Source organism: Actinoplanes sp. NPDC023936 (assembly GCF_040639325.1).
Taxonomy (GTDB): domain Bacteria; phylum Actinomycetota; class Actinomycetes; order Mycobacteriales; family Micromonosporaceae; genus Actinoplanes.
On the sequence record NZ_JBEZZR010000029.1, the window covers coordinates 74,379 to 97,140 of the forward strand.

Below are 22,762 nucleotides of genomic sequence, written 5' to 3' on the forward strand. Positions count from 1 at the left end.
TCTGTCGCACCCGAGCTCGCCGGGGCTATCCGTCCCCGGCGAGCTCTTTCATGATCTTTTCGACGTCGCCGCGCAGCATGCCGCGCATCTCCTGCTCGGTGGCCGGCCAGCCGGCGGGCTCGGTCACGAACCCCGAGTAGTGGTAGGACAGCACCAGGGCGCCGTCGCGGACCACGAACTTGTACACGGTCAGGTCCTGCGGGCTCCACGGCTTGCTGTCGTCGTGCCAGCGCCGCAGATAGGCGTCCTCGCCCAGATCGTCCAGCTCCTCGACCGTACCGTCGGCGGTCTTGAACTGATCGAATTTGATCGTGGCCGCCGCGGCGTCCGGGAACACCTCGGCGAAGAACAGCAGCGTGACGCTGCCGTTCGCATAGACCAGCTCGCACTGCCCGTTGGCGGGGTCGGACGTTTTCTTCGGCGGCTCCGGGATGCGGGCCTGCACCTGGTTCTCCGCGATCAGATCGCAGACGTCACCGTCGATCCGGTAGTCCGGCGGGTCGTCCGAGCAGCCGGCCAGCAGCGCGGACACGAGCAGCAGCGTGGTCACGGCACGGCGGGCGATGGACGGCATGCCCGCGATCGTGGCACATGATCACCAGTCCCGCGCCCCGCGCGCCGTCTTCGCGGGTTCCTTCGCCGTCTCCGTGCTTCCTTCGCTGGCTCCGCGGGGTCGTCATCGCGGTGCGGAGGCGAAATCCGGTATAGCGGCCCGGCGCGTCCGGCGCAGGCGCATGCTGAGGTCAGGACCGTTTGATGGAGTCGAGATGCCCGTATTGCTGATCGCCGAGGACGACGAGGACATCGCGCTGGTTCTGACCAGGGTGTTCAAGCGTGCCGGGATGACGGTGCTGCGTGCGGCGGACGGCCGGGCCGCGCTGGACCTGATCGTGGAGCACCATCCGGACGTGGTCGTCACCGATCTGGGCATGCCCCGGATGGACGGCTGGGAGCTGATCGCCGAGGTCCGTTCCCGTCCCGAAGTAGCCGATACGCCGATCGCGATTCTCAGCGGCCACCTGCGCCCGGGCGACCCCCGGGCCGGCACCGCGAAGTGCTGCGCGATCCTGCTCAAGCCGTGCCCGAACGATCAGCTTCTCGCCACGGTGCGGGAACTGCTCACGATCGGCCCGCACGACCACCACAGCAGCGACTCCCGCTGCCCAGCCGAAATGCCAGTTTCAGTGTGAAATAACCGGGTACCCGGTTCGACGGCCTGCGATCGCGGGCCGTGCTCGGGCTCGGTGAGAGCAGGCTGATCATGGTGATGCTGGACGCTGCGGTGCTCGCCAATCCGGTGCGGCTGCGAGCGGTGGAACGCGCTCTTCACACGCTGCAGGGCCGGGCCGGCCGCGCCGACGACATCGCCCTGCTCGCCGCCCGCCTGCTGAACGCGCCGATGGCCGCCGTCACCCTCGTCGGCAACGACGAGGAGCACTTCCTCGGCATGCACGGCCTGCCCGAGGAGTTCCGGCAGACCCGCCGGGCGCCGCTGGAGTACTCGGTCTGCAAGTACGTGGTCTGCGCCGACCACGTGATGCTCTCCCGCGACATGAGCGCCGAACCCGACGAGGCGCTGCGCCACCACGCGATCGTCCGGGAATACGGCGTCCGCGCCTTCGTCAGCGTGCCGGTCCGCAACGACGAGGACCGGCCGATCGGCTCGGTCACCGTGCTGGACCGTCACCCCCGCGACTGGGCCGGTGAGCAGGTCGACATGCTCGTGACGATCGCCGAGACCCTGATCGTCACCGCGCCCACCGCCGTCGCCGCGCTCGACGAGGGCGCGTTCCTCGCCGCGCTGCTGCAGAGCCTCGACGCCGGTGTGGTCGCCTGCGACGCGGCCGGCCGGGTGGTCTTCGCGAACCGGGCCATGCGCGAACTGCGCGGCCTGCCGCTGGACGGGCCGCTGCCGGACGACTACGAGGACAGCACGGTCGCCGTGCTGACCACCCCGGACGAGCGGGCGATGCCGTGGGAGCAGACCCCGCTGATCCGGGCTCTGCACGGCGAAACGGTGATCAACGAAGACGTGCACGTGCACGTGCCCGGCCACCGGTGCCGGGTCACGGCGACCACGGCCCGCCCGATCATCGGCGCGGGCGGCCGGCTGGTCGGCGCGGTCGCCGTCGCGCACGAGGCCACCGCGCTGCGCCGGGCCGAGAAGTTCCGGGCCTGCCACCTCGCCGTGGAACAGGTCCTGAAACGGTCGTGGTCGGCCGCCGAGGCGGCGCCCGGCGTGCTGCGCGCGGTCACCGGCGCGCTGGGCTGGCCGGCCGCCGAGCTGTTCCTGGTCGACGACGCCACCGGGGTGCTGGAGGCGGTCGGTCACTGGGACGCCTCCGGGTTCGACCCTGACGACTTCTTCGGGCACACCCCGGTGCCCGGCGAAGGCATCACCGGGCGGGTCTGGCAGACCGGGCGGGCCATCTGGGTGCCGGACATCGCGCTGAGCCCCGAGCTGCGTACCGCGCACGAGCGCGAACGGGTCGAGATCTGCCTGCGGCGCGGCGTGCGCACCGCCCTGGCCGTGCCGGTCCGCGACGGCGGGACGCTGTTCGGCGTGCTCACCTGTTACGCCGGCACCCAGGAGTACGAGCCGGACCTGCTCACCGTGCTGCTCGACGGGGTGGCCGCGCAGATCGGCGGCTTCGTCTCCCGGCGCCGCGCACAGGAACTGGCCCGCCAGCTGGCCCGCGCCCAGAGCGACTTCGTCGACCTGGTCGGGCACGAGCTGCGCACCCCGCTCACCTCGATCACCGCGAACGCCACCATCCTCGCCGAGGAGTCCGCCGGGCTCGACGCCGACGGCCGGCAGATGGCGGCCGTGATCGCCCGCAACGCCGCCGCCCTGCAGCGCATCGCCGACACCCTGCTCGACCTGGCCGGCCTCGACTCCGGGCACCTGGGACTCGATCTCCGCCGGGTCGACCTCGTCTCGCTGGTCGCCGACGCGTGCGCCTGCGCCCGCCGGGGCGCCGACGGCCTCACCCTGATCGCCGAACTGCCGGCCGAGCTGCACCTGCTGGCCGACCCCGAGCGGCTCCGGCAGATGGTCGACGACCTGCTGTCCAACGCCGTCCGGTACAGCCCGCCGGGCGCCTCGGTGCACGTCGCCGTGCGAGCCGACGGGCTGATGGCGAACCTGTGCATCTCCGACACCGGCATCGGCACCCCGGCCGATGAACGGGCCCGCGTCTTCGACCGGTTCTACCGGGGCAGCAACGTGCGCCATCAGGGCACGTCGGGCAGCGGGCTGGGCCTGAGCCTGGCGCGGGCGATCGTGCTGCTGCACGGCGGGACGATCCGCCTGGAGGAAAACCGCCCCACGGGTACGGTGGTAAACGTCCACCTGCCCCTGACCGGCCCACCCAGCAGCTGACCGCCGCCGCGGCCATGGGCAACTCGCCAGGATCGCAGCAGGGAGCGGGGAGCGGCGGCGAAAGCGGGGAGCGGCGGCGGGGAGGGTCAGGCGGCGGTTCGGCGGTCCCAGGCGTCCAGCAGCGCGGTGGCCCGCAGCCCGACGTTGATGCCCAGCCAGCGCGCCGGCTCCGGCTCCCAGCGCCGCGAGCGATGACCCACCCACGGCAGGCCGGTCCGCTCGGTCGAGGCGCCGCGGATCAGATCAGCGAGGGTACGGCCACCGAGGTTGGCCGCCGCGACCCCGTCACCCACGTACCCGCCGGCCCAGCCGATCCCGTCGCGCAGGCCGACCGACGGCATCCAGTCGCGGGGGATGCCGAGCGGCCCGCCCCAGCGGTACGCGATCGGCGGGTCGATGTCGAACAGCTCGCCGAGGGTGCGGCGCAGCGCGTCGAAGACCTCCGGCACCCGGTCGTACTCGGGCCGGATCCGGGAACCGTAGTGGTAGGGCGCGCCCCGCCCGCCGAGCGCGAGCCGGTCGTCCGCCGTCCGCTGGCCGTAAATGACCATGCGCCGTTCGTCGGTGAAGGTCTCCCGCCGGGCCAGGCCCACCCGGTCCCAGAACGCGGCCGGCAGCGGCTCGGTCGCGATCATCAGGCTGTAGACCGGCGCCAGCCTGCGGCGATGCCCGGCCAGCGCGGCCGTGTATCCCTCCAGCGCGCGGACCACGGTGCCGGCGCGCACCGTGCCGTGGTCGGTGACGACCGTGCCGCGGCTGATCCGCAGCGCCCGGGTGCCCTCGTGGATGGTGACGCCGAGCCGTTCGGCAGCCGACGCCAGGCCGCGGGCCAGCTTCGCGGGGTGCAGCGCGGCGCAGTGCTCACTGTAGACGCCGCCGAGCACGTCGTTGGCGCCGCAGATGGCCCGCGCCTCGCCGGCGCCGACGAAACCCGGGGCGGTCCGGGCCCGGCGCAGCTGGGCCGGGCTGCGGACCAGGGAGATCGTGCCGCCCTTGGCGTAGTCGCAGTCGATGCCCTCGGCGGCGGCCACCCGCCCGACCTCGTCGACGGCGTCGCCGAGCGCGGCGTGCATGGCGGCGGCCCGCTCGGCGCCGTGCCGGCGGGCCAGTTTCTCCGTGGAGACCGGGAACAGCCCGGACGCCCAGCCGCCGTTCCGGCCGGAGGCGCCGAACCCGCAGTACTCCGCCTCCAACACGACGATCCGCAGACCGGGGTCGGCCCGGGCGAGGTAGTAGGCGGTCCAGAGTCCGGTGTATCCGCCGCCCACGATCGCCACGTCGGCGTCACGGTCACCGGGCAGGGCGGGGCGGCGGTCCAGGGGGCCGAGGGAGTCGAGCCAGAACGAGGGGCGGGTGGCGCTCAATTTAACGTGTTCCCCAGGCGTAGGTCTGTTTGGCGAGTTTCAGGTACATGAAGGTGTCGGCCTCGGTGACGCCCTTGACCGTGCGGATCTTCTCGTTGAGCAGGTCCAGCAGGTGCTCGTCGTCGGTGCAGACCAGCTCGACGAGCAGGTCGTAGCGGCCCGCGCAGATCACCACGTAGTCGACCTCGGGGATCTCGGCGATCTCGTCGGCGATCGCGCGCAGGTCACCGGTGACCCGCAGGCCGACCATCGCCTGCCGGGCGAAGCCCAGGGTCAGCGGGTCGGTCACCGCGACGATCTGCATCAGGTCGTTGTCGAGCAGGCGCTGCACCCGCTGGCGCACCGCCGCTTCGGAGAGGCCGATCGTCTTCGCGAGCGTCGCGTACGACATCCGGCCGTCGCGCTGCAAATGCTCGATGATCTGCTTGTTGATCTCGTCCAGAGCCACGTCGGTCACTACGCGATTCTTGCCTGCGGAGATTGGCGAGAGCAAAGAGACCGATCCTTTCGGGTGCATGGGCTCCGGCGCCCGCCCGGATGGACGGGCGCCGCGAAAAGATCAACTCAGCGCGGACCGCAGAATCTCGATGCCGCGCCCCAGGTCCTCGTCGGAGATCACCAGCGGCGGCAGGAACCGCAGCACGTTGCCGTAGGTGCCGCAGGTCAGCGTGAGCAGCCCGGCCTCGTGGCAGGCCCGGGACACCGCGGCGGTACGCACCGGGTCCGGCTCCAGCCCACCCGGCCGCACCAGCTCGATCGCGATCATCGCGCCCCGGCCGCGCACCTCGGCGATGCCCGGATCCGTCTCGGCGAGCGAGCGCAGCGCCGGGACCAGCACGGACTCGATGTGCCGCGCGGAGGCGACCAGGTCGAGCTCGCGCATCGTCTCGATCGCGGCGAGCGCGGCGGCGCAGGCCACCGGGTTGCCGCCGTACGTGCCGCCGAGCCCACCGGCGTGCACCGCGTCCATCAGCTCGGCCCGGCCGGTCACGCCGGCGATCGGCAGCCCGCCGCCCATCCCCTTGGCCGTGGTGATCAGATCAGGCTCGATGCCCTCGTCCGCACAGGCGAACCACGATCCGGTACGGGCGAACCCGGTCTGGATCTCGTCGGCGATGAAGACCACGCCGTTGTGCTGGGCCCACGCCGCGAGGGCCGGCAGGAAGCCCCGGGCCGGCACCACGAACCCGCCCTCGCCCTGGATCGGCTCGATGAGCAGGGCCGCCACGTTGTCCGCGCCGACCTGCTTCTCGATCACGTCGATCGCCCGGCGGGCCGCCTCGGCGCCGTCCAGGCCGCCGTCGCGCAGCGGGTAGGACATCGGCGCCCGGTAGACCTCCGGCGCGAACGGCCCGAACCGGTGCTTGTACGGCATGTTCTTCGCGGTCAGCGCCATGGTCAGGTTGGTCCGGCCGTGGTACGCGTGGTCGAACACCACGACCGCCTGCCGCCCGGTGGCGTGCCGTGCGATCTTGACGGCGTTCTCCACCGCCTCGGCGCCGGAGTTGAACAGCGCGGCCCGCTTCTCGAACGTGCCGGGGGTCAGCGCGATCAGCTGCTCGCAGACCGCCACGTACGACTCGTACGGCGCGACCATGAAACAGGTGTGGGTGAACCGCTCGACCTGCTCGCGGACCGCCGCCACCACGCGCGGCGCGGCGTTGCCCACGTTGGTGACCGCGATGCCGGAGGCGAAGTCGATCCACTCCCGGCCGTCCACGTCGGTCAGCGTGCCGCCGCCGGCGTGGTCGACATAGGAGGAGATGGTGGATCCGACGCCACGGGCGACCGCCGCGAGCCGCCGCTTGTGCAGTTCTTCCGAGGTCGACACGGCTCAGGCCCCGACGTTGTGCATGACGTGCTTGAGCCGGGTGTAGTCCTCGAGCCCGTACACCGAGAGGTCCTTGCCGTGCCCGGAGTGCTTGAACCCGCCGTGCGGCATCTCGGCGACCAGCGGGATGTGGCAGTTGACCCAGACGCAGCCGAAGTCCAGCTTCTGCGTCATCCGCATGGCGGTGCCGTGGTCCTTGGTCCAGACGCTGGAGGCCAGCGCGTACTCGACGCCGTTGGCGTAGCCGAGGGCCTCGTCCTCGCCGGTGAACTTCTGGACGGTGATGACCGGGCCGAACACCTCGTTCTGGATGATCTCGTCGTGCTGCTGGAGGCCGGAGACCACGGTGGGCGACCAGAAGTAGCCGCGCTCGCCGACCCGCGCGCCACCGGCCTGCAGGACCGCGTGGTCCGGCAGCCGGTCGATGAAACCGGCGACCCGGGCCAGCTGGCCGGCGTTGTTGACCGGCCCGTAGAGCACGTCCTCGTCGTCCGGCGCGCCGGTCCGGATGCTCTTGGCCTGCTCGGCGAGGGCCGCCACGAACTCGTCGTAGACGCCGGCCTGCACCAGCACGCGGGTCGCGGCCGTGCAGTCCTGACCGGCGTTGAAATAGCCGGCCTCGGCGATCGAGGCGGCGGCGGCCGCCACGTCGGCGTCGTCGAAGACCACGACCGGGGCCTTGCCGCCCAGCTCCAGGTGGGTGCGCTTGAGGTCGGCGGCGGCCGAGCCGGCCACCTCCATGCCGGCCCGGACCGAACCGGTGATCGACACCATCTGCGGGGTCTTGTGCTCGACCAGGGCCCGGCCGGTGCCGCGGTCGCCGAGGACCACGTTGAAGACGCCGGCCGGGAAGAACTCGGCGGCGATCTCGGCCAGCCGGACCGTGGTGACCGGGGTGGTGTCGGAGGGCTTGAGGACGACCGCGTTGCCCGCGGCGAGCGCCGGAGCGATCTTCCAGACCGCCATCAGCAGCGGGTAGTTCCAGGGCGTGACCTGGGCGCAGACACCGATCGGCTCGCGCCGGACGTAGCTTTCGAAACCGTTCATGTACTCCCCGGCGGAGCGGCCCTCGAGCAGGCGGGCGGCGCCGGCGAAGAAGCGGATCTGGTCGATCGCCGGCGGCAGCTCCTCGCTGGCGGTCAGGCCGAGCGGCTTGCCGGTGTTCTGCGACTCGAGGGAGACCAGCTCGTCGGCCCGGGCCTCGATCGCGTCGGCGAACTTGAGCAGCGCCCGCTGCCGGTCGCCCGGGGTGGTGGCGCGCCAGTCCTCGAACGCGGTGGCGGCGGCCCGCATGGCCCGATCGACGTCCTCGGCCCCGGAGACGGGCGCCGACGCGAACACCTCGCCGGTCGACGGATCGATCAGATCCTCGTAGCGTCCCTCGGCGGGCGCGACGGCCTCGCCGGCAATGAGGTTGTGCAGAACCGTCTTGGCGCTCATCCGGCCTCCAGCTGTGGTATCAGTGCATGCGGCCCCATCTTTTCCGCTGAATCCGTGGCGAACAAGAGGGTTCAGAGATTTTTCCGTACCGGAAACACGGGCGCCGCACAGTCCGGAAGGGGGTGCCGCCGCAGCGCGAGGACGGCGACGTCGTCGGCGGGCTGATCCACTCCCACGTCCGCCATGACGGTAGCGCACACCGTGTCGGCCGAGGCCGCGTGAACCGCGCCGATCAGCCGGTCGAGCCCGATGTCGATCACCTGGTGGCGGCGCTCGACGAGGCCGTCGGTGTAACAGAGCAGCACCGCGCCGGGCACGAGCGCCAGCGCGGTGCTGCGCCGGGAGCGCGGGTGCCGGCCCACGCCGAGCGGCGGGTCCACGACGCAGTCGGCGAGCATGGCCGGCCGGCCCGGCACGGCGACGACCGGGCGCAGATGCCCGGCCGAGGAGAGCACCACCCGGTCGCGCGACGGGCTCACCATCACGTAGAGCGCGGTGGTCAGGCTGCCCGCCTCGAAGTGCTGGACCTTGCGGTCCAGCAGGGTGAGCGCCTGCGCCGGGTCGTCGCAGATCATCGCGTACGCGCGAAGCGCACTGCGGATCCGCCCCATCACCACCGCCGAGGCGAGCCCGTGCCCGGACACGTCCCCGATCACCACGCCGAGCCAGCCGGAGGGCAGCAGGAACACGTCGTACCAGTCGCCGCCGACCCCGGCCGCGTGGCCCGGCACGTAACGCGCGGCCAGCTCGACGCCGGGCACGTCGGGCAGCCGCGCCGGCAGCAGGCTGCGTTGCAGCGCCAGCGCGGCCTGCTGCTCCAGCTTGGCGGAGCGGATCCGCCCGGCCATCCCGGCCCGGCCGGCGACCAGCTCGAGCAGGGCCACGTCGTCGTCGCTGAAGTCGCGCCGGCTCAGCGAGCCGATGTGCAGCACCCCGATCAGGTCGGGACCGGCCACGATCGGCACGCCGAGCAGCGAGCGGATCCCCTTCTCCAGCAGCAGCGGGTTGACCACGTCGCGCTCGGTCACGTCGACGAGGCGCACCGGCCGGCGGCAGGCCGCGATCCGGCCGGCGAAACCCTGCCCGACCGCGACCCGGAAACCCTCGCGAACCTCTTCCTCCAGCCCTTTCGCCGCGGTCGCGACGAGCTGCTGCGCGTGCTCGTCGAGCAGCAGGATCGCCGCGGTGTCCACGTCGAGCAGATCGCGCACCCGATCCAGCAGCTCGTCGAGCAGGTCGGAGACGTCGAGCCGGGACAGCGTCGCATCGGTGACCGCCTCGAGCCGGCGCAGCCGCTCGTCGTCGTTGATGCGTCGGGGCACACCGAAAGCCTAGTGTTCACCGCGGTCCGCGCGACGCAGCGACCTGTCACGAATCAGCCGGACGCACCTGGACTCCGGTGATCAGCTGCCGGCCCGGCCCGGCCTCCCGGACCGCGCCGGTGAGCTCGACGGATCCCGTGCAGGGCAGGTCGCCGGCCGAGACGCCGACCGAAATCCGCAGCTCACCGGGTTCCACGATGCGCCGCATCCGGGCGCCGGTGAACGCGGTGCGGTCGGTGTGCACGGTGAACACCACGTCGGCGGCCGCGCCCGGCGCCAGCTCGACCCGCTGGAAGCCGGCCAGCTGTTTCACCGGACGGGTGACCTGGGCGACCGGGTCGGTGAGGTAGAGCTGGACCACCTCGGCGCCGGCCCGCTCGCCGGTGTTGGCGACCCGCACGGTCGCCGTGAACGCGCCGTCGGTCGGCACCCGCGCGTCGCTGAGCCGCAGGTCGCCCACCGTGAACGTGGTGTAGGAGCGGCCGTGCCCGAACGGGAACAGCGGCGTCGGGTCCAGGTTGCTGGTGCCGGTGTGCACCACGCCGAGGCGCGGCTGCAGATAGGTGCCCGGCTGACCGCCCGGGTGGCGGGGGATCTGCACCGGCAGCTTGCCGGTGGGCTGGACCCGGCCGGAGAGCACCCCGGCGATCGCGGCGCCGCCCTCCTCGCCCGGCATGAACGCCTGGACCAGCGCGGCCGCGCGACCGGCGACCTCACCGAGCGCGTACGGGCGTCCGGAGACCACCACCACGACGACCGGCTTGCCGGTGGCGAGCAGCGCGTCGAGCAGCTCGGCCTGCACGCCGGGCAGCCGCAGGTCCGCGGCGTCGCAGCCCTCGCCGGAGGTGCCCGCGCCGAACAGGCCGGCCAGGTCGCCGACGAAGGCCACTGTCACGTCGGTGTTCTCGGCCGCGGCCACCGCCTCGGCGAACCCGGAACGGCCGGGGTCGCTGACGTGGCAGCCGGCCGCGTACACGATCGCGCTGGCGCCGAACTCGGCCGCCATCGCCTCCCGGGCGGTGGGCAGCGCGATGCCCGCGTCCACACCCGGATAGCGCGGCAGGACGTGGTTGGGGAAGGCATAACAGCCCAGGAAGGTACGGGCGTCGTCCGCGCACGGCCCGACCACGGCGATCCGGGCGGGCGTGGCGAGCGGCAACGCGGTGCCCGGATCGAGCAGCACGATCGAGCGTTCCGCGATCTCGCGGGCGAGCGCGCGGTTGGCGGGGGAGTCCAGGTCGATCCCGGACGCGCCGGCCACCGTGGCCTCCGGCGTCCAGTCCGGATCGAGGAGGCCGAGCTGCGCCTTCTGGGTCAGCAGGCGGCGGGCGGCGCGGTCGACCAGACTCTCGGGGACCTCGCCCGACCGTACCCGGGAAATGAGCTCGTCGCCGTAACCGATGGTGTCCGGAAGCTCGACGTCGATGCCCGCCTCGAGCGCGCGGACGCCGGCGTCGCCGGCGTCCGCGGCGATCCCGTGATTCATCGCCAGGAACGGCACGGCCCAGTAGTCCGAGACGACAGTGCCGGTGAAGCCCCACTCGTCGCGCAGCAGATCGGTGAGCAGCCACGGGTCGGCGCCGGCCGGCACGCCGTCGATGTCGGAGTAGGAGTTCATCACCGAGCCGGCGCCGCCCGCCGCGACAGCGGTCTCGAACGGCGGCAGGATCACGTCGAGCAGCTCCCGGCGGCCCATCGGCACCGGGCCGTGGTTGCGGGCGCCGCGGGAGGCGGAGTACCCGGCGAAGTGCTTCAGCGTGGCGATCACGCCGGCGCTCTGCAGGCCGCGCACGTAGCCGGCGCCGATCAGCGACACCAGGTACGGGTCCTCGCCGATCGCCTCCTCGACCCGGCCCCAGCGGTAGTCGCGGACCACGTCGAGCACCGGCGACAGTCCCTGCTGGACGCCGAGCGCCGCCATGTCCCGCCCGATCGCCGCAGCCATCCGCTCGATCAGGTCCGGGTCGAACGTCGCGCCCCACGCGGTGGCCGAGGGGTAGACGGTGGCGCCGTACGCGGTGAAGCCGGTCAGGCACTCCTCGTGGACGATCGCCGGGATGCCGAGCCGTGACGAGGCCATCACGATCCGCTGCTGGCGGACCAGCTCGGCCGTGCCCTCGGCGACGGTCACCGGGTAGCTGCCGTAGACCCGGGTGAGGTGACCGAGGCCGTGCCGGCTCGCGTCCTCGAGCGCCGCGCCGGCCGCGAACTCGTCCTCCATCGGAGCCACATTCATTGAGGCTGCATTGTGACTCGTTTCCGGTTCCGGGCCGGCCGCTCCGGTGGCACCTTTGTCCTTGCCGAGCCAGCGGCTGCCGAGTTGCGCAACTTTTTCTTCCAGGCTCATCTCCGCCAGCAGCAACTCCACACGCTGGGCTATCGAGAGCCCCGGGTCGCGCCAGGGCTGATTCGGCTGATCTGTTGTCAAGGAAATCCTCCGAAACTTTCAGTGTCCGCGGTTCAGCGGCGCAGGGGTCCTGCCGGAGCTTTCGACGGTGCGCCGACGATGCCTACTCTCGCGCTCTGAGCACTGTTACGGCAAGGGTCTTGACACCTGCGACGGCGAAACCCTACGTTAACGAAACCTCGCGTCAAGTTGCGGCGAGTGCCCGAAACTTTCGAAACTTAACCGGTTCGGAAATCGGCGCTCGCCATCGCCATATCGCCAGCCGTGCCCCGACGCGGCTTCTTCGAATACGGAGACCAGCGTGAAACGCAGGAATTTCTTGTCCCTTTCCGCCGGAGCCGCGGCGGGTGCCGCCCTCGCCGCGTGTGGCAGTTCCGGTCCCTCCGAGAGCACCACCGGCACCGGCTCCGGCGCCGAGGCCAGCTACTGGTTCCTCAGTGGCCCACCCGGTGAGCCGATCCGGCAGGGCGCCGTCGATCGGTTCAACAAGGCGAACTCCGGCGGCCAGATCAAGGTCACCACGTTCCAGAACGACGCCTACAAGGACAAGCTCAAGACCGCGCTCGGCGCCGGCCAGGCGCCCAGCATCATCTGGGGCTGGGGCGGCGGCGGCCTGAAGAGCTACGTCGACAACAACCAGGTCGACGACCTCACCGACTGGTTCGCGCAGAACGCCGCGGTCAAGGACCGGCTCTTCCCGGCCTCGTTCGGCCCGGCCACGATCAACGGCAAGATCTACGCGATGCCGTGCGAGACGGTCCAGCCGATCGTCATGTTCTACAACAAAGAGGTCTTCGAGAAGAACAGCCTCACCCCGCCGGAGACCTGGGGCCAGGTGATGGAGCTGGTGCCGAAGCTGAACGCCGCGGGCGTCGCGCCGTTCTCGCTGGGCGGCCAGTCCCGCTGGACCAACATGATGTGGCTGGAGTTCCTCTTCGACCGGATCGGCGGACCCGAAGTGTTCCAGGCCGTCTTCGACGGCGAGGCCAACGCGTGGAACAACCCGGCGTCGATCCAGGGTCTCACCAAGATCCAGGAGCTGATCAAGGCGAACGGCTTCGTCAAGGGCTTCTCGTCGATCACCGCCGACTCCAACGCCGACCAGGCGCTGCTCTACCGGGGCAAGGCGGCCATGATGCTGCACGGCTCCTGGTCCTACGGCATCATCTCGGCCGAGGGCGGCAACTTCATCAAGGACGGCAAGCTCGGCTACCTCAACTTCCCGACCGTCGAGGGTGGCACCGGCGACCCGTCGAACACCGTTGGCAACGCCGGTCAGTTCCTCTCGATCTACTCGAAGGCCAGCGACGCGCAGAAGGAGACCGCGAAGAACTTCTTCAAGAGCCTCCTCGACGACACCGAGCAGCAGGGCTGGATCGAGACCGGCGGTGTGCCGATCGTCAAGGGCTCCGACGCCAAGCTCGCCACCTCGCCGGACAAGGACTTCCTGAACTTCATCTACCAGGTGTCCAGCAACGCGAAGTACTTCGGCCAGTCCTGGGACCAGGCGCTGAGCCCGACGGCCGCCGAGACGCTGCTGGACAACATCGCCAAGCTGTTCCAGCTGCAGATCTCGCCGCAGCAGTTCGCCGACAGCATGAACCAGGTCATCGGCAAATGACGATCGCTCCGCCCGTAGTGCACACCGCTCCGCCGGCCGCGTCCAGCGGCGGGCGGAGCGGTTCCGTCACCTGGATGGCGTGGCCCGCCCTGGTCACGTTCGTGGCGTTCGGCGTCGTGCCCCTGATCGGTGTGCTGCTGCTGAGCTTCACCTCGTGGAACCGGCTCAGCACCGACATCCCGTTCACCGGGCTGGACAGCTGGCGGACCGTGCTCAGCGACCCCGGGCTGCCGCACGCCCTCTGGGTCACCTTCCTGATCATGGCGCTCTCCTGGCTGTTCCAGACGCCGATCTCGCTGCTGCTCGGCGTCTTCATCGCCGCGCACAAGCGGTACCGGTCGGTGCTCGCCGTGCTCTTCTTCATCCCGCTGCTGCTCAGCCAGGCCGCCATCTCGATCACCTACAAGGCGCTGCTGGACCCGAACTTCGGCCTCGGCGCCGGCCTCGGCTTCGAGTTCCTCCAGCAGGACTGGCTCGGTAACAGCACGCTCGCGCTCTGCGTCGTGGTGTTCGTGGTGTCCTGGCAGTTCATCCCGTTCCACACGCTGATCTACCAGGGCGGCATCCGGCAGATCCCGGCATCGATGTACGAGGCCGCCCAGATCGACGGGGCCGGCCGGGTACGGCAGTTCTTCAGCATCACGCTGCCGCAGCTCAAGTACACGGTGATCACGTCGTCGACGCTGATGGTGGTCGGCTCGCTGACGTTCTTCGACCTGATCTGGGTGCTCACCGCCGGCGGGCCGGGCGACGCGACCCGCGCCCTCGCCGTGGACATGTACCAGCGCGGCTTCAAGGCCGACCTGATGGGCCCGGCCAGCGCGATCGCGGTGATCCTCGTGCTCGTCGGCCTGGCGCTCGCGCTCGGCCTGCGCCGGCTGGGCGGACGGGACGCCTCGTCGAGCCAGCTTGAGGGGGTCTGAGCATGACGACTCTGATCGACAAACGGAACATCGCGGAAACGCAACGTCCGGCCCCCGGGAAGAAGCGCGGGGTCAGCCTCCGCCATTACAACTTCCTCGGCGGCCTGGCCGGCTGGCTCTGGCTGATCGTCGTGCTGCTGCCGATCTACTGGATCGTCATCACCAGCTTCAAGCTGCAGTCCGACTACTACGCCACGAACCCGCTCGTGCCGCCGTCGAACCCGACGCTGGAGAACTACCGGTTCGTGCTGGAGAACGACTTCGTCCGGTACTTCATGAACAGCGTGATCGTCACCGTCGGGGCGGTCGGTCCGGCCGTGCTGGTGTCGTTCATGGCGGCGTACGCGATCGTCCGAGGCAGCGCGGCGAGCCGGTTCCTGCGCGGAGTCAACGGCCTGTTCCTGATGGGCCTGGCCATCCCGCTCCAGGCGGTGATCATCCCGATCTATCTGATCATCATCAAGCTGCAGATGTACGACACGCTCGGTGCGATCATCCTGCCGTCGCTGGCGTTCGCGATCCCGCTCTCCGTACTGGTGCTGGGGAACTTCGTCCGGGACGTGCCGAAGGAGCTCTTCGAGTCGATGCGGATGGACGGCGCCACCGAGTGGGGCACGCTGTGGCGGCTCGCCTTCCCGCTGACCCGCCCGGCCCTGGTGACCGTCACCATCTACCAGGGACTGACCGTGTGGAACGGCTTCATCCTGCCGCTGATCCTCACCCAGACCCCGGAGCAGCGCACGCTGCCGCTGGCGCTCTGGAGTTTCCAGGGGCAGTACAGCATCAACATCCCGGCGGTGCTGGCCTCGGTCGTGCTGACCACGCTGCCGATCCTGACGCTGTACGTGATCGGGCGCCGGCAGCTGCTCAGCGGTCTGACCGCGGGCTTCTCCAAGTGAAGCTGGTTCTTACGAGGCGAGCGCCGCGGTGCTCTCGCGCACCATCAGCTTGGTGACCAGCTCCACCCGCGGGGTCTCGATGGTCTCGCCGCGCGACAACCGCAGGACGGTCCGCGCGGCGAGCGCCCCCATCTCGGCGAGCGGCTGCCGGACCGTGGTGAGCGGGGGAGAGGCCCACCGCGACTCCGGCAGGTCGTCGAACCCGACCACGCTCAGCTGATCGGGCACCCGCAGCCCGCGCCGCCGCGCCGCCTCGCACGCGCCGAGCGCCATCAGGTCGCTGGACGCGAAGATCGCGGTCGGCGGGTTCTCCAGGCCGAGCAGCTTGTTCGCGGCCGCGAACCCGGACTCGTGCCGGAAGTCCCCGGTCTCGATCAGCTCCTCCTCGGCCCGCAGCCCGGCCGCCTCCAGCGCCGCGCGGTACCCGTCCAGCCGGGCCCGGCTGCAGAGCAGATCCTTCGGCCCGGCGACGAACCCGATCCGCCGATGACCCAGCGACAGCAGATGGTCGGTGGCGGTCCGCCCGCCGGACCAGTTCGTCGCGCCGATCGTCGGCACGTCCGCGGCCGCCCCACCGGCCGGATCGATGATCACCACGGGCACCTTGAGCCGGTGCAGCTCGGCGTGGATCGGCTCGGCCACGTCCGAGGTCACGAAGATGACGCCGTCGGACGCGCGGGCCCGCAGGTTCTGCAGCCACTGCCGGGCGGCGGTGGTCCGGTGGTGCACCTGGGACACGACGGTGCCCACCCCGGCCGCGTGGCTGACGTCCTCCACGCCGCGGATCAGCTCGAGCGCCCAGGGGCTGTCCAGGTCGTTGAAGACCAGGTCGACGAGCCGGGCCCGGCCGGAATGCCGAGAGTTGCGGGGCCGATAGTCGTGTTCACGGAGAAGCCGCTCGATCAGCTCACGGGTCTGCGGCGACACGTCGGAGCGACCATTGAGCACGCGGGACACCGTCGGAACCGACACACCGGCGGCCTCCGCGATGGCCGCGATGGTCACACGTTGCCTGGCCATGGCCATGGGAGCGCTCCTTACGGCCGGGCGATGCCCGCTGCAACTTCCGGTCCCGGCATCGAAATCATGCCACGCCGGGTCCGCGCACTCCACCGCCCCTCTTCGTGCAGTCAATTTCCCGGCCCCGGCCTTGTAAGTTGATCTCATGAGCATGCGTTTCGGGGTTTTCGTCCCACAGGGCTGGCGCAACGATCTGGACGAGATCGCCGACCCGGTCGAGCAGTACGAGGCAATGACGAAGGTGGCGAAGCTGGCCGACGCCGGCCCGTGGGATTCGATCTGGGTCTACGACCATTTTCATACGTTCCCCGAGCCCACGATGAACACCACGTTCGAGGCCTGGACGGTGAGCGCCACCCTGGCCCGCGACACCAGCCGCGTCAACATCGGGCAGATGGTCGGCTGCAACGGTTATCGGCACCCGGCGCTCTATGCCAAAATGGCGTCCACCGTGGATGTGGCGAGCCGCGGCCGCCTGTACGCCGGCCTCGGCGCCGGATGGTACGAGCACGAATGGAAAGCCTACGGATACGAATGGTCCGAGGTTCCGGAGCGGATGGCCGCATTCCGTGAGGCCGTGCAGATCGTGCACAAGATGTGGACCGAGGACCGGCCCGTCTTCACCGGCAAGCATTACCACATCGACCAGCCCATCAACGAGCCGAAGGGCGTCCGCAAACCGCACCCGTCGTTCTGGCTCGGCGGCGGCGGCGAAAAGGTGACGCTCAAGCTGGTGGCGCAATACGCCGACGGCTGCAACCTGGGCAACGGTGACCCGGCGGTGATCGCCCCGAAACTGGCCGTCCTGCGCCAGCACTGCGACAACCTCGGCCGCGATTACGACCGGATCCGGAAGTCGACCAGCCTGAACCTCACGCTGAACGACACGACCGCCGACATGACCCGCAAGGTCGAGCAGATCGCGGAGGCCGGCGCCGATTACGTGATCGCCTACTTCCCGCGGGTGGCTTATGACCACGAGCCGCTGCTCCGGTTCGCCGAAGAGGTGATTCCGCAGTTCTCATAGCGAGCTGTAAGAAGTCGCCGGGCGTCTGGTCTGCCCCGGGCGCCTGGTCTGCCCGGGCGTCTGGCCTGCCCCGGGCGCCTGGTCTGCCCCGGGCGGCTGGTTTTGCCCCGGGCGTGTGTCTGTCCCGGGCCGTCTGGACTGCCCGGTCGCCTCGTCGCCCGCAGTTTCGCCCGCCGGGTGCACGGATCGCCGCGTCTGCGGCCGGGCGGCCTCGCGGCCTCGCCGAGCCCTTCCGCGTCACGATGGGTGACTGTCCACGGGGAGCGCTATGGGGTGTGCGGCATTCTGTGGGGCCTCCCACGTCCGCGGGTTTCCGGAAAGCGCCGGCTTTACCCCGGATGCCGGCACACCAGGTGACGATCACCAGCGCCGACTCCAAGATTCACTCAAGCTGAGTGGCATTCCGGAGGTGCCGAGCCGTAGCCGACGCAGGCTCTCGGACGTGGATGCCTGCCTGAGCGACGGCTGGAGGGGCGGCGAGCGGTGCCCGGGCGGCAGGCGATCCCGGGCGGTGGCGGTGGCGGTGCCGGGCGGTGGCGGTGCCGGGCGGTGGCGGTGCCGGGCGGCGGGCGGTGGTGGTGCCGGGCGGCTGGCGGTGCCCGGGGCGGCGGGCGGTGCGCGGCGGCGAGCGGTGGTGGATGCGTCACGTCTGGGGCGGAAGCGCCCGCACGCCGGATAGACTGGCATCCGCGCCTCACCGATGTGTGAGGCGTTTCGCGTGTCGACCAGGTGAGGGCAGACTGATTTTGGGTAGGCGGCGCCGATGCGGATAGCTGTGCTCGACGTCGGATCTCAGGCGGTCAACCTCGTCGTCGGCCGGAGCGGCTCCCGGCCCGACGCCAAGGCGGTGCACTCCTGGAAGCTGCGGACCCGCGTCGCCACGTGCATCGCGCCGGACGGCACCATCGACACGGACGGCCGGGCCCGAGTGGCGGCCGCGGTTGCCGAAGCGTCGAAGTACGCGCGGCGGGCCGGCGTCGAGGAGATCTTCGCGTTCGGGACGGCGGCGATCCGGGACTGCGCGAACCGGGACCGGGTGCTCGACCAGATCGAGAGCGAGTCCGGGCTCCGGCTGGGGATGCTCTCCGGCGTGGAGGAGGCCGAGCTGACGTTCCTGGCGGCGCGCAGCTGGCTGGGCCCGAAGGCGGGGCGGATGCTGCTGCTCGACATCGGCGGCGGCACCCTGGAGGTCGCGTCCGGAAAAGCCCAGCTGCCCGAGCTCGCGTTGTCGCTGCCGCTGGGCGCCGGCCGGATGACCAGGGAGTTCCTGTTCGACGGGGATCCGCCGTCGAGCGCGGCGGTGCGACGCCTGCGCCGGCACGTGCGTGATCAGATCCGTGAGGTGATCGTGCCCGGCGACTGGCCGGAACCGCGTGCCGTGGTGGCCGCGTCCCGGACGTTCTACCAGCTGGCCCGCCTCACCGGGGCCGCGCCGATGCGGCACGGCGCGCATCGATCGCGGCATGTGCAGCGCAAGCCGCTGCGCAAGTGGATCGAGCGGCTGTCCCGGCTGCCGAGCGCCGAGCGTCAGCGGCTGCCGGGCGTGTCGCCGCACCGCGCCCACCAGATTCTGGCCGGGTCGATCATCGCGTACGAGCTGCTCACGGCGTTCGACGAGAGCAGCGCCCGGATCTGCCCGTGGGGTCTGCGCGAGGGCATCCTGCTGCGCCGTCTGACCGACGAGTCCTGGTCGGCCGGCGGCGCGTCGTGGTGGCCGGCCCCGTGGTCGGCCCGCTGCCTCACCCCGGTGTAAAGGCCGCCGCCGACAGCACTCCGGCCGACGAGCGCCCCGGACGCAGCCCACCCGGCATTCCTACTTATCCTAGCGAGTATGGAATGTTGCACCCCATCAGCCGGAAGGCCGTCCACCCCGGTCCTCGCGCCGCTTCCCGGCGCCGGGGACCACCGGATCGAGCAGATCTCCGTGCCCAGCCAGACCTTCGCGATGGGCGACGCCCACGACGATGGGGTACGCGCCGACGGCGAGCAGCCGGTGCACGAGGTACGCGTCCCCGCGTTCACCATCGACGCCACCTCGGTGACGGTCGCCGACTTCCGGGCTTTCGTCACCGCCACCGGCTACCGCACCGACGCCGAGCAGTACGGCTGGTCCGCCGTCTTCCATCTCGCGCTGACCGATCCCGATCAGGTGGTCGGCCAGATGCAGGGCACCCCGTGGTGGCTCGGTGTCGAGGGCGCCGACTGGGCGCACCCGGGTGGCCCCTCGGACGTGGCCGCCGACGACCACCCGGCCGTGCACGTGAGCTGGAACGACGCCCACGCGTACTGCGCGTGGGCGGGCCGCCGCCTGCCGTCCGAGGCGGAGTGGGAGTGCGCGGCCCGTGCCGGCCTGCCGTCGCAGCGGTACCCGTGGGGGAACGAGCTGCCGGCCGGCGGCCATGCCCTCAACATCTGGCAGGGCAGCTTCCCGGCCGTGAACACCGGTCTCGACGGGTTCGTCACGACCGCCCCGGTGCGGACGTTCCAGCCCAACGGGTACGGGTTGTGGCAGCCGGTCGGCAACGTCTGGGAGTGGGTCGCCGACTGGTTCTCGCCGACCTACTACGCCGAGTCGCCGGTCGACGATCCGCAGGGGCCGCCGGAGGGCGCCGCGAAGGTGATCCGCGGCGGGTCGTACCTGTGCCACGACTCGTACTGCAACCGCTACCGCAACGCGGCCCGCTCCTCGAACACGCCGGACTCCTCGACCGGCAACATGGGCTTCCGCACCGCGTCGAAAAAATCTTGACGAAACGGTTGGCACTCACCCCCGTACAGTGCTAAAAAATGTCTTGTCGGCGCAGGTCAGAGGAAGCCTGCGAAGACACTCGGCGATGGTTGATGGCCGAGCGCCACGAGCCGCCGGAGCGTCCGGCGGCTGTCTTGAGGAGGTGGATCCGTGGTGCTGACTTTCGATCCTTTCCGTGAGTTCGACCGGCTCGCCGGGCAGATGCTGAGCGCACCCGTCGCGGGTGCGACCGCCACCGCGATGCCGATGGACCTCTACCGCTCCGGTGACCACTTCGTGCTGCACTGCGACCTCGCGGGCATCGACCCGGGTTCGGTGTCGGTGGACGTCGACGGCCGCGTGCTGACCATCCGGGCCGAGCGGTCCGCCCGCACCGACGCCGACGTGCAGTGGGTCCGCAGAGAGCGGGTCACCGGCACCTTCGAGCGCCGTCTCACGCTGGGCGAGGGCCTCGACCTGGACAAGATCTCGGCGACCTGGCAGGACGGTGTCCTCACCCTGACGATCCCGGTGGCGGAGGCGGCCAAGCCGCGCCGCATCGAGATCACCACCGGCCGGGCGCCCGCCCTCGAGGGCGTCACCACCAGCTGATTCTCCCCGCACCAGATCGGGCCGGCGGTGCGCCGGCCCGATCCTCTTCGCTATCGCAATCGTCCTCTGATATCAGGAACCCTGGGAGGACGCGGCCGGCTTGAGCAGCGGGACCCGCTCCCAGGCCCGGTGCTTGCCGAGCGCGGCGGCGAGCTGCTCCGCGTACGCCTTGCCGGCGTCAGCACTGCGCAGAATGCCCGGGGCCGCGGGGTCGATCCCGGCCGCGAGCAGCAGCTGCTCGCCGTCACCCCAGGCGCCGATCGCCTTGGCGTGCCGGAAGGCCTCCTGCAGCAGCACCGTCACCTGCAGGTCGACGAGCTTGCCGGCGCCACCGGCGACGACCACCGCGTCGAACTCCACCGACCGCGCGGTCTGGAACGTCCGCTCGACGATCTCCTTACCGTCCAGGATCCCGCCGATCGGTGCGATCACCCGCAGCACCACGCCGTGCGCCTTGAACGCCTTGCGCAGCGAGTCGATCCCGTCCAGGTCGGCGCCCGGGCCGGCGATCACGCCGACGATCCGGCCGGTGATCGGCCAGACCCGGTCGGTGATCTGGGCGAGCGCGGGCGACGGCACGACCTCGGCCGGCGGCGTGTCCTGCGGCGCGGGCAGGCCGAGGCCGGCGGCGACCTTCGCGGTCAGGCCGGCGTCCACCTTGGCGAGGACGGTCAGCATGCGTTCCCGGATCGGCGTCTCGTAGCACTTGCCGAGCTCGAAGGTGAACGCCTCGACCATGTGCTCCTGCTCCAGCGGGCTGAGGCTGTGGTAGAAGAGCGCGGCCTGGGAGTAGTGGTCGGCGAAGCTGGTCGGGTTCTCCCGGATCTTCTCGCCCTTCACCGGCTTCGGCAGGTGGACGTAGGCGCCCTTGTCCGGCGGGGTGGCCTCCGGCGCCGCGCCGTTGCCGAGGCTCGTCGGCAGATAGGGGGCGATGCCGCGGTGCACCACGCTCTGGTGCATGCCGTCGCGCAGGTTGTCGTTGACCGGCGCGTGCGGCCGGTTGATCGGCAGCTGGTTGAAGTTCGGCCCGCCCAGCCGGCTCAGCTGGGTGTCCAGGTAGGAGAAGAGCCGGGCCTGCAGCAGCGGGTCGTTGGTGACCTCGATGCCGGGGACCAGGTTGCCCATGTGGAAGGCGATCTGCTCGGTCTCGGCGTGGAAGTTGTCGGTGTTGCGGTTCAGCACGAGCTTGCCGATCGGCTGCACCGGCGCCAGCTCCTCCGGCACGATCTTCGTGGGGTCGAGCAGGTCGATGCCCTGGAACGTCTCGTCCGGGGTGTCCGGCATGACCTGGACGCCCAGCTCGTACTCGAAGAACAGGCCGGCGTCGATCGAGTCGGTGAGGTCGCGGCGGTGGAAGTCCGGGTCGACGCCCGCGGCGATCTGAGCCTCCTCCCAGGCCAGCGAGTGCACGCCGGCCACCGGCTTCCAGTGGAACTTCACCAGCGCCGTCTCGCCGGCCGCGTTGACCAGGCGGAACGTGTGGACGCCGAAGCCCTCCATGGTCCGGTAGGACCGGGGGATCGCCCGGTCCGACATCGCCCACATCACGTGGTGGGTGGCCTCGGTGTGCAGCGAGACGAAGTCCCAGAACGTGTCGTGCGCGGTCTGCGCCTGCGGGATCTCCCGGTCCGGGTGCCACTTGGCGGCGTGGATCAGGTCCGGGAACTTGATGCCGTCCTGAATGAAGAAGACCGGCATGTTGTTGCCGACCAGGTCGAAGTTGCCCTCGTCGGTGTAGAACTTGGTCGCGAACCCGCGCACGTCACGGACGGTGTCCGCCGATCCCCGGGAGCCGAGGACCGTCGAGAACCGTACGAAGACCTCGGTCTGCTTGTTCTTCTCGGCGAGGAAGCCGGCACGGGTGATCGACGCGGCGCTGCCGTACGCGGTGAAGACGCCGTAGGCGCCGGTTCCGCGCGCGTGCACCACCCGCTCCGGGATGCGTTCGTGGTCGAAGTGGGTGATCTTCTCGCGGAGGTGGAAGTCCTCCATCAGGGTCGGTCCCCGCGTGCCGGCCTTGAGGGAGTGATCAGTGTCCGGCAGCCGCACACCCTGACCGCTCGTCAGATACTCGCCGGTCTGCAGGCCGCGTTCGGGCGCGAGCGAGGCCTTCAGTGGCGTCGAGTCGGCAGGGTCGAGCGCAGCCGGGCTGGGAAGTGTCGGTTCAGGCATCGCTCTCTCTTTCC

At 70.8% G+C, this 22,762-nt stretch carries 18 protein-coding genes; 9 read left to right on the forward strand and 9 right to left on the reverse strand.

Annotation, left to right across the window (positions count from 1 at the left end):
* Positions 1 to 25: 25 nt before the first annotated feature.
* Positions 26 to 574 (reverse strand): hypothetical protein, encoded by a 549-nt coding sequence (locus AB0F72_RS29965; protein WP_360437895.1) that lies wholly within the window; start codon positions 572 to 574, stop codon positions 26 to 28.
* Between the two features lie 193 nt (positions 575 to 767).
* Here AB0F72_RS29965 and AB0F72_RS29970 point away from each other — a divergent pair, with 193 nt between their 5' ends.
* Positions 768 to 1,190 carry a response regulator gene (locus AB0F72_RS29970; protein ID WP_360437898.1) on the forward strand — a complete coding sequence of 141 codons (423 nt, stop codon included), beginning with the start codon at positions 768 to 770 and terminating at the stop codon, positions 1,188 to 1,190.
* A gap of 71 nt (positions 1,191 to 1,261) precedes the next feature.
* A complete protein-coding gene (locus AB0F72_RS29975; protein WP_360437901.1) occupies positions 1,262 to 3,382 on the forward strand; it encodes an ATP-binding protein in 2,121 nt (706 codons plus the stop codon).
* An 86-nt stretch (positions 3,383 to 3,468) separates the two neighbouring features.
* Here AB0F72_RS29975 and AB0F72_RS29980 read toward each other — a convergent pair whose 3' ends face one another.
* The 6 genes from AB0F72_RS29980 to AB0F72_RS30005 form a co-directional block, all read right to left on the reverse strand.
* Entirely contained in the window at positions 3,469 to 4,746 is a 1,278-nt protein-coding gene (locus tag AB0F72_RS29980; RefSeq protein WP_360437904.1) for an FAD-binding oxidoreductase, read from the reverse strand.
* Position 4,747: 1 nt separating this feature from the next.
* The gene (locus AB0F72_RS29985; RefSeq protein ID WP_360437907.1) at positions 4,748 to 5,263 is read right to left on the reverse strand and encodes an Lrp/AsnC family transcriptional regulator; all 516 of its coding nucleotides are present in this window, start codon (positions 5,261 to 5,263) and stop codon (positions 4,748 to 4,750) included.
* A gap of 42 nt (positions 5,264 to 5,305) precedes the next feature.
* Positions 5,306 to 6,577 (reverse strand): 4-aminobutyrate--2-oxoglutarate transaminase, encoded by a 1,272-nt coding sequence (gabT, locus tag AB0F72_RS29990; RefSeq protein WP_360437910.1) that lies wholly within the window; start codon positions 6,575 to 6,577, stop codon positions 5,306 to 5,308.
* Positions 6,578 to 6,580: 3 nt separating this feature from the next.
* Positions 6,581 to 8,017, reverse strand: coding sequence for a gamma-aminobutyraldehyde dehydrogenase (locus tag AB0F72_RS29995; RefSeq protein ID WP_360437913.1), 1,437 nt, complete (start codon positions 8,015 to 8,017; stop codon positions 6,581 to 6,583).
* A gap of 71 nt (positions 8,018 to 8,088) precedes the next feature.
* Positions 8,089 to 9,339: a GAF domain-containing SpoIIE family protein phosphatase gene (locus tag AB0F72_RS30000; protein WP_360437916.1), complete on the reverse strand. Its 1,251-nt coding sequence runs from the start codon at positions 9,337 to 9,339 to the stop codon at positions 8,089 to 8,091.
* 46 nt (positions 9,340 to 9,385) lie between these two features.
* The gene (locus AB0F72_RS30005; protein ID WP_360438005.1) at positions 9,386 to 11,686 is read right to left on the reverse strand and encodes a glycoside hydrolase family 3 N-terminal domain-containing protein; all 2,301 of its coding nucleotides are present in this window, start codon (positions 11,684 to 11,686) and stop codon (positions 9,386 to 9,388) included.
* A 361-nt stretch (positions 11,687 to 12,047) separates the two neighbouring features.
* Between AB0F72_RS30005 and AB0F72_RS30010 the strand changes: the two genes are divergently transcribed.
* Genes AB0F72_RS30010 through AB0F72_RS30020 form a run of 3 tightly spaced genes read left to right on the forward strand, consistent with a single transcriptional unit; the run spans position 12,048 to position 15,189 of the window.
* On the forward strand, positions 12,048 to 13,367 hold the full coding sequence (locus AB0F72_RS30010; protein ID WP_360437919.1) for an extracellular solute-binding protein: 1,320 nt from the start codon (positions 12,048 to 12,050) through the stop codon (positions 13,365 to 13,367).
* Complete coding sequence (locus AB0F72_RS30015) at positions 13,364 to 14,290, forward strand: sugar ABC transporter permease (protein WP_360437922.1); 927 nt, start codon at positions 13,364 to 13,366, stop codon at positions 14,288 to 14,290. Before AB0F72_RS30010 ends, AB0F72_RS30015 begins: the two co-directional genes overlap by 4 nt.
* A gap of 2 nt (positions 14,291 to 14,292) precedes the next feature.
* A complete protein-coding gene (locus AB0F72_RS30020; RefSeq protein WP_360437925.1) occupies positions 14,293 to 15,189 on the forward strand; it encodes a carbohydrate ABC transporter permease in 897 nt (298 codons plus the stop codon).
* 9 nt (positions 15,190 to 15,198) lie between these two features.
* Here the strand turns inward: AB0F72_RS30020 and AB0F72_RS30025 are convergent, their stop codons facing one another.
* A complete protein-coding gene (locus tag AB0F72_RS30025) occupies positions 15,199 to 16,215 on the reverse strand; it encodes a LacI family DNA-binding transcriptional regulator (RefSeq protein WP_360437928.1) in 1,017 nt (338 codons plus the stop codon).
* A gap of 139 nt (positions 16,216 to 16,354) precedes the next feature.
* On the opposite strand from AB0F72_RS30025, the gene AB0F72_RS30030 reads away from it, so the two are divergent.
* The 4 genes from AB0F72_RS30030 to AB0F72_RS30045 all read left to right on the forward strand — a co-directional run bounded on the left by AB0F72_RS30030 (position 16,355) and on the right by AB0F72_RS30045 (position 20,576).
* Positions 16,355 to 17,236, forward strand: coding sequence for an LLM class F420-dependent oxidoreductase (locus AB0F72_RS30030; RefSeq protein ID WP_360437930.1), 882 nt, complete (start codon positions 16,355 to 16,357; stop codon positions 17,234 to 17,236).
* Between the two features lie 763 nt (positions 17,237 to 17,999).
* Positions 18,000 to 18,989: a Ppx/GppA family phosphatase gene (locus AB0F72_RS30035; RefSeq protein ID WP_360437933.1), complete on the forward strand. Its 990-nt coding sequence runs from the start codon at positions 18,000 to 18,002 to the stop codon at positions 18,987 to 18,989.
* A 171-nt stretch (positions 18,990 to 19,160) separates the two neighbouring features.
* Entirely contained in the window at positions 19,161 to 19,985 is an 825-nt protein-coding gene (locus AB0F72_RS30040) for a formylglycine-generating enzyme family protein (RefSeq protein WP_360437936.1), read from the forward strand.
* 150 nt (positions 19,986 to 20,135) lie between these two features.
* Positions 20,136 to 20,576: an Hsp20/alpha crystallin family protein gene (locus AB0F72_RS30045; protein ID WP_360437939.1), complete on the forward strand. Its 441-nt coding sequence runs from the start codon at positions 20,136 to 20,138 to the stop codon at positions 20,574 to 20,576.
* A 72-nt stretch (positions 20,577 to 20,648) separates the two neighbouring features.
* Here the strand turns inward: AB0F72_RS30045 and AB0F72_RS30050 are convergent, their stop codons facing one another.
* Positions 20,649 to 22,748, reverse strand: a complete 2,100-nt coding sequence (locus AB0F72_RS30050; protein WP_360437942.1) for a catalase — start codon at positions 22,746 to 22,748, stop codon at positions 20,649 to 20,651.
* Positions 22,749 to 22,762 lie beyond the last annotated feature (14 nt).

Coding starts and splice junctions, on each gene's coding strand:
- AB0F72_RS29965 (WP_360437895.1), bottom strand. CDS start 574: ATGCCGTCCATCGCCCGCCGTGCCGTGACCACGCTGCTGCTCGTGTCC.
- AB0F72_RS29970 (WP_360437898.1), top strand. CDS start 768: ATGCCCGTATTGCTGATCGCCGAGGACGACGAGGACATCGCGCTGGTT.
- AB0F72_RS29975 (WP_360437901.1), top strand. CDS start 1,262: ATGGTGATGCTGGACGCTGCGGTGCTCGCCAATCCGGTGCGGCTGCGA.
- AB0F72_RS29985 (WP_360437907.1), bottom strand. CDS start 5,263: ATGCACCCGAAAGGATCGGTCTCTTTGCTCTCGCCAATCTCCGCAGGC.
- AB0F72_RS29995 (WP_360437913.1), bottom strand. CDS start 8,017: ATGAGCGCCAAGACGGTTCTGCACAACCTCATTGCCGGCGAGGCCGTC.
- AB0F72_RS30005 (WP_360438005.1), bottom strand. CDS start 11,686: ATGAGCCTGGAAGAAAAAGTTGCGCAACTCGGCAGCCGCTGGCTCGGC.
- AB0F72_RS30015 (WP_360437922.1), top strand. CDS start 13,364: ATGACGATCGCTCCGCCCGTAGTGCACACCGCTCCGCCGGCCGCGTCC.
- AB0F72_RS30020 (WP_360437925.1), top strand. CDS start 14,293: ATGACGACTCTGATCGACAAACGGAACATCGCGGAAACGCAACGTCCG.
- AB0F72_RS30025 (WP_360437928.1), bottom strand. CDS start 16,215: ATGGCCATGGCCAGGCAACGTGTGACCATCGCGGCCATCGCGGAGGCC.
- AB0F72_RS30030 (WP_360437930.1), top strand. CDS start 16,355: ATGAGCATGCGTTTCGGGGTTTTCGTCCCACAGGGCTGGCGCAACGAT.
- AB0F72_RS30035 (WP_360437933.1), top strand. CDS start 18,000: ATGCGGATAGCTGTGCTCGACGTCGGATCTCAGGCGGTCAACCTCGTC.
- AB0F72_RS30050 (WP_360437942.1), bottom strand. CDS start 22,748: ATGCCTGAACCGACACTTCCCAGCCCGGCTGCGCTCGACCCTGCCGAC.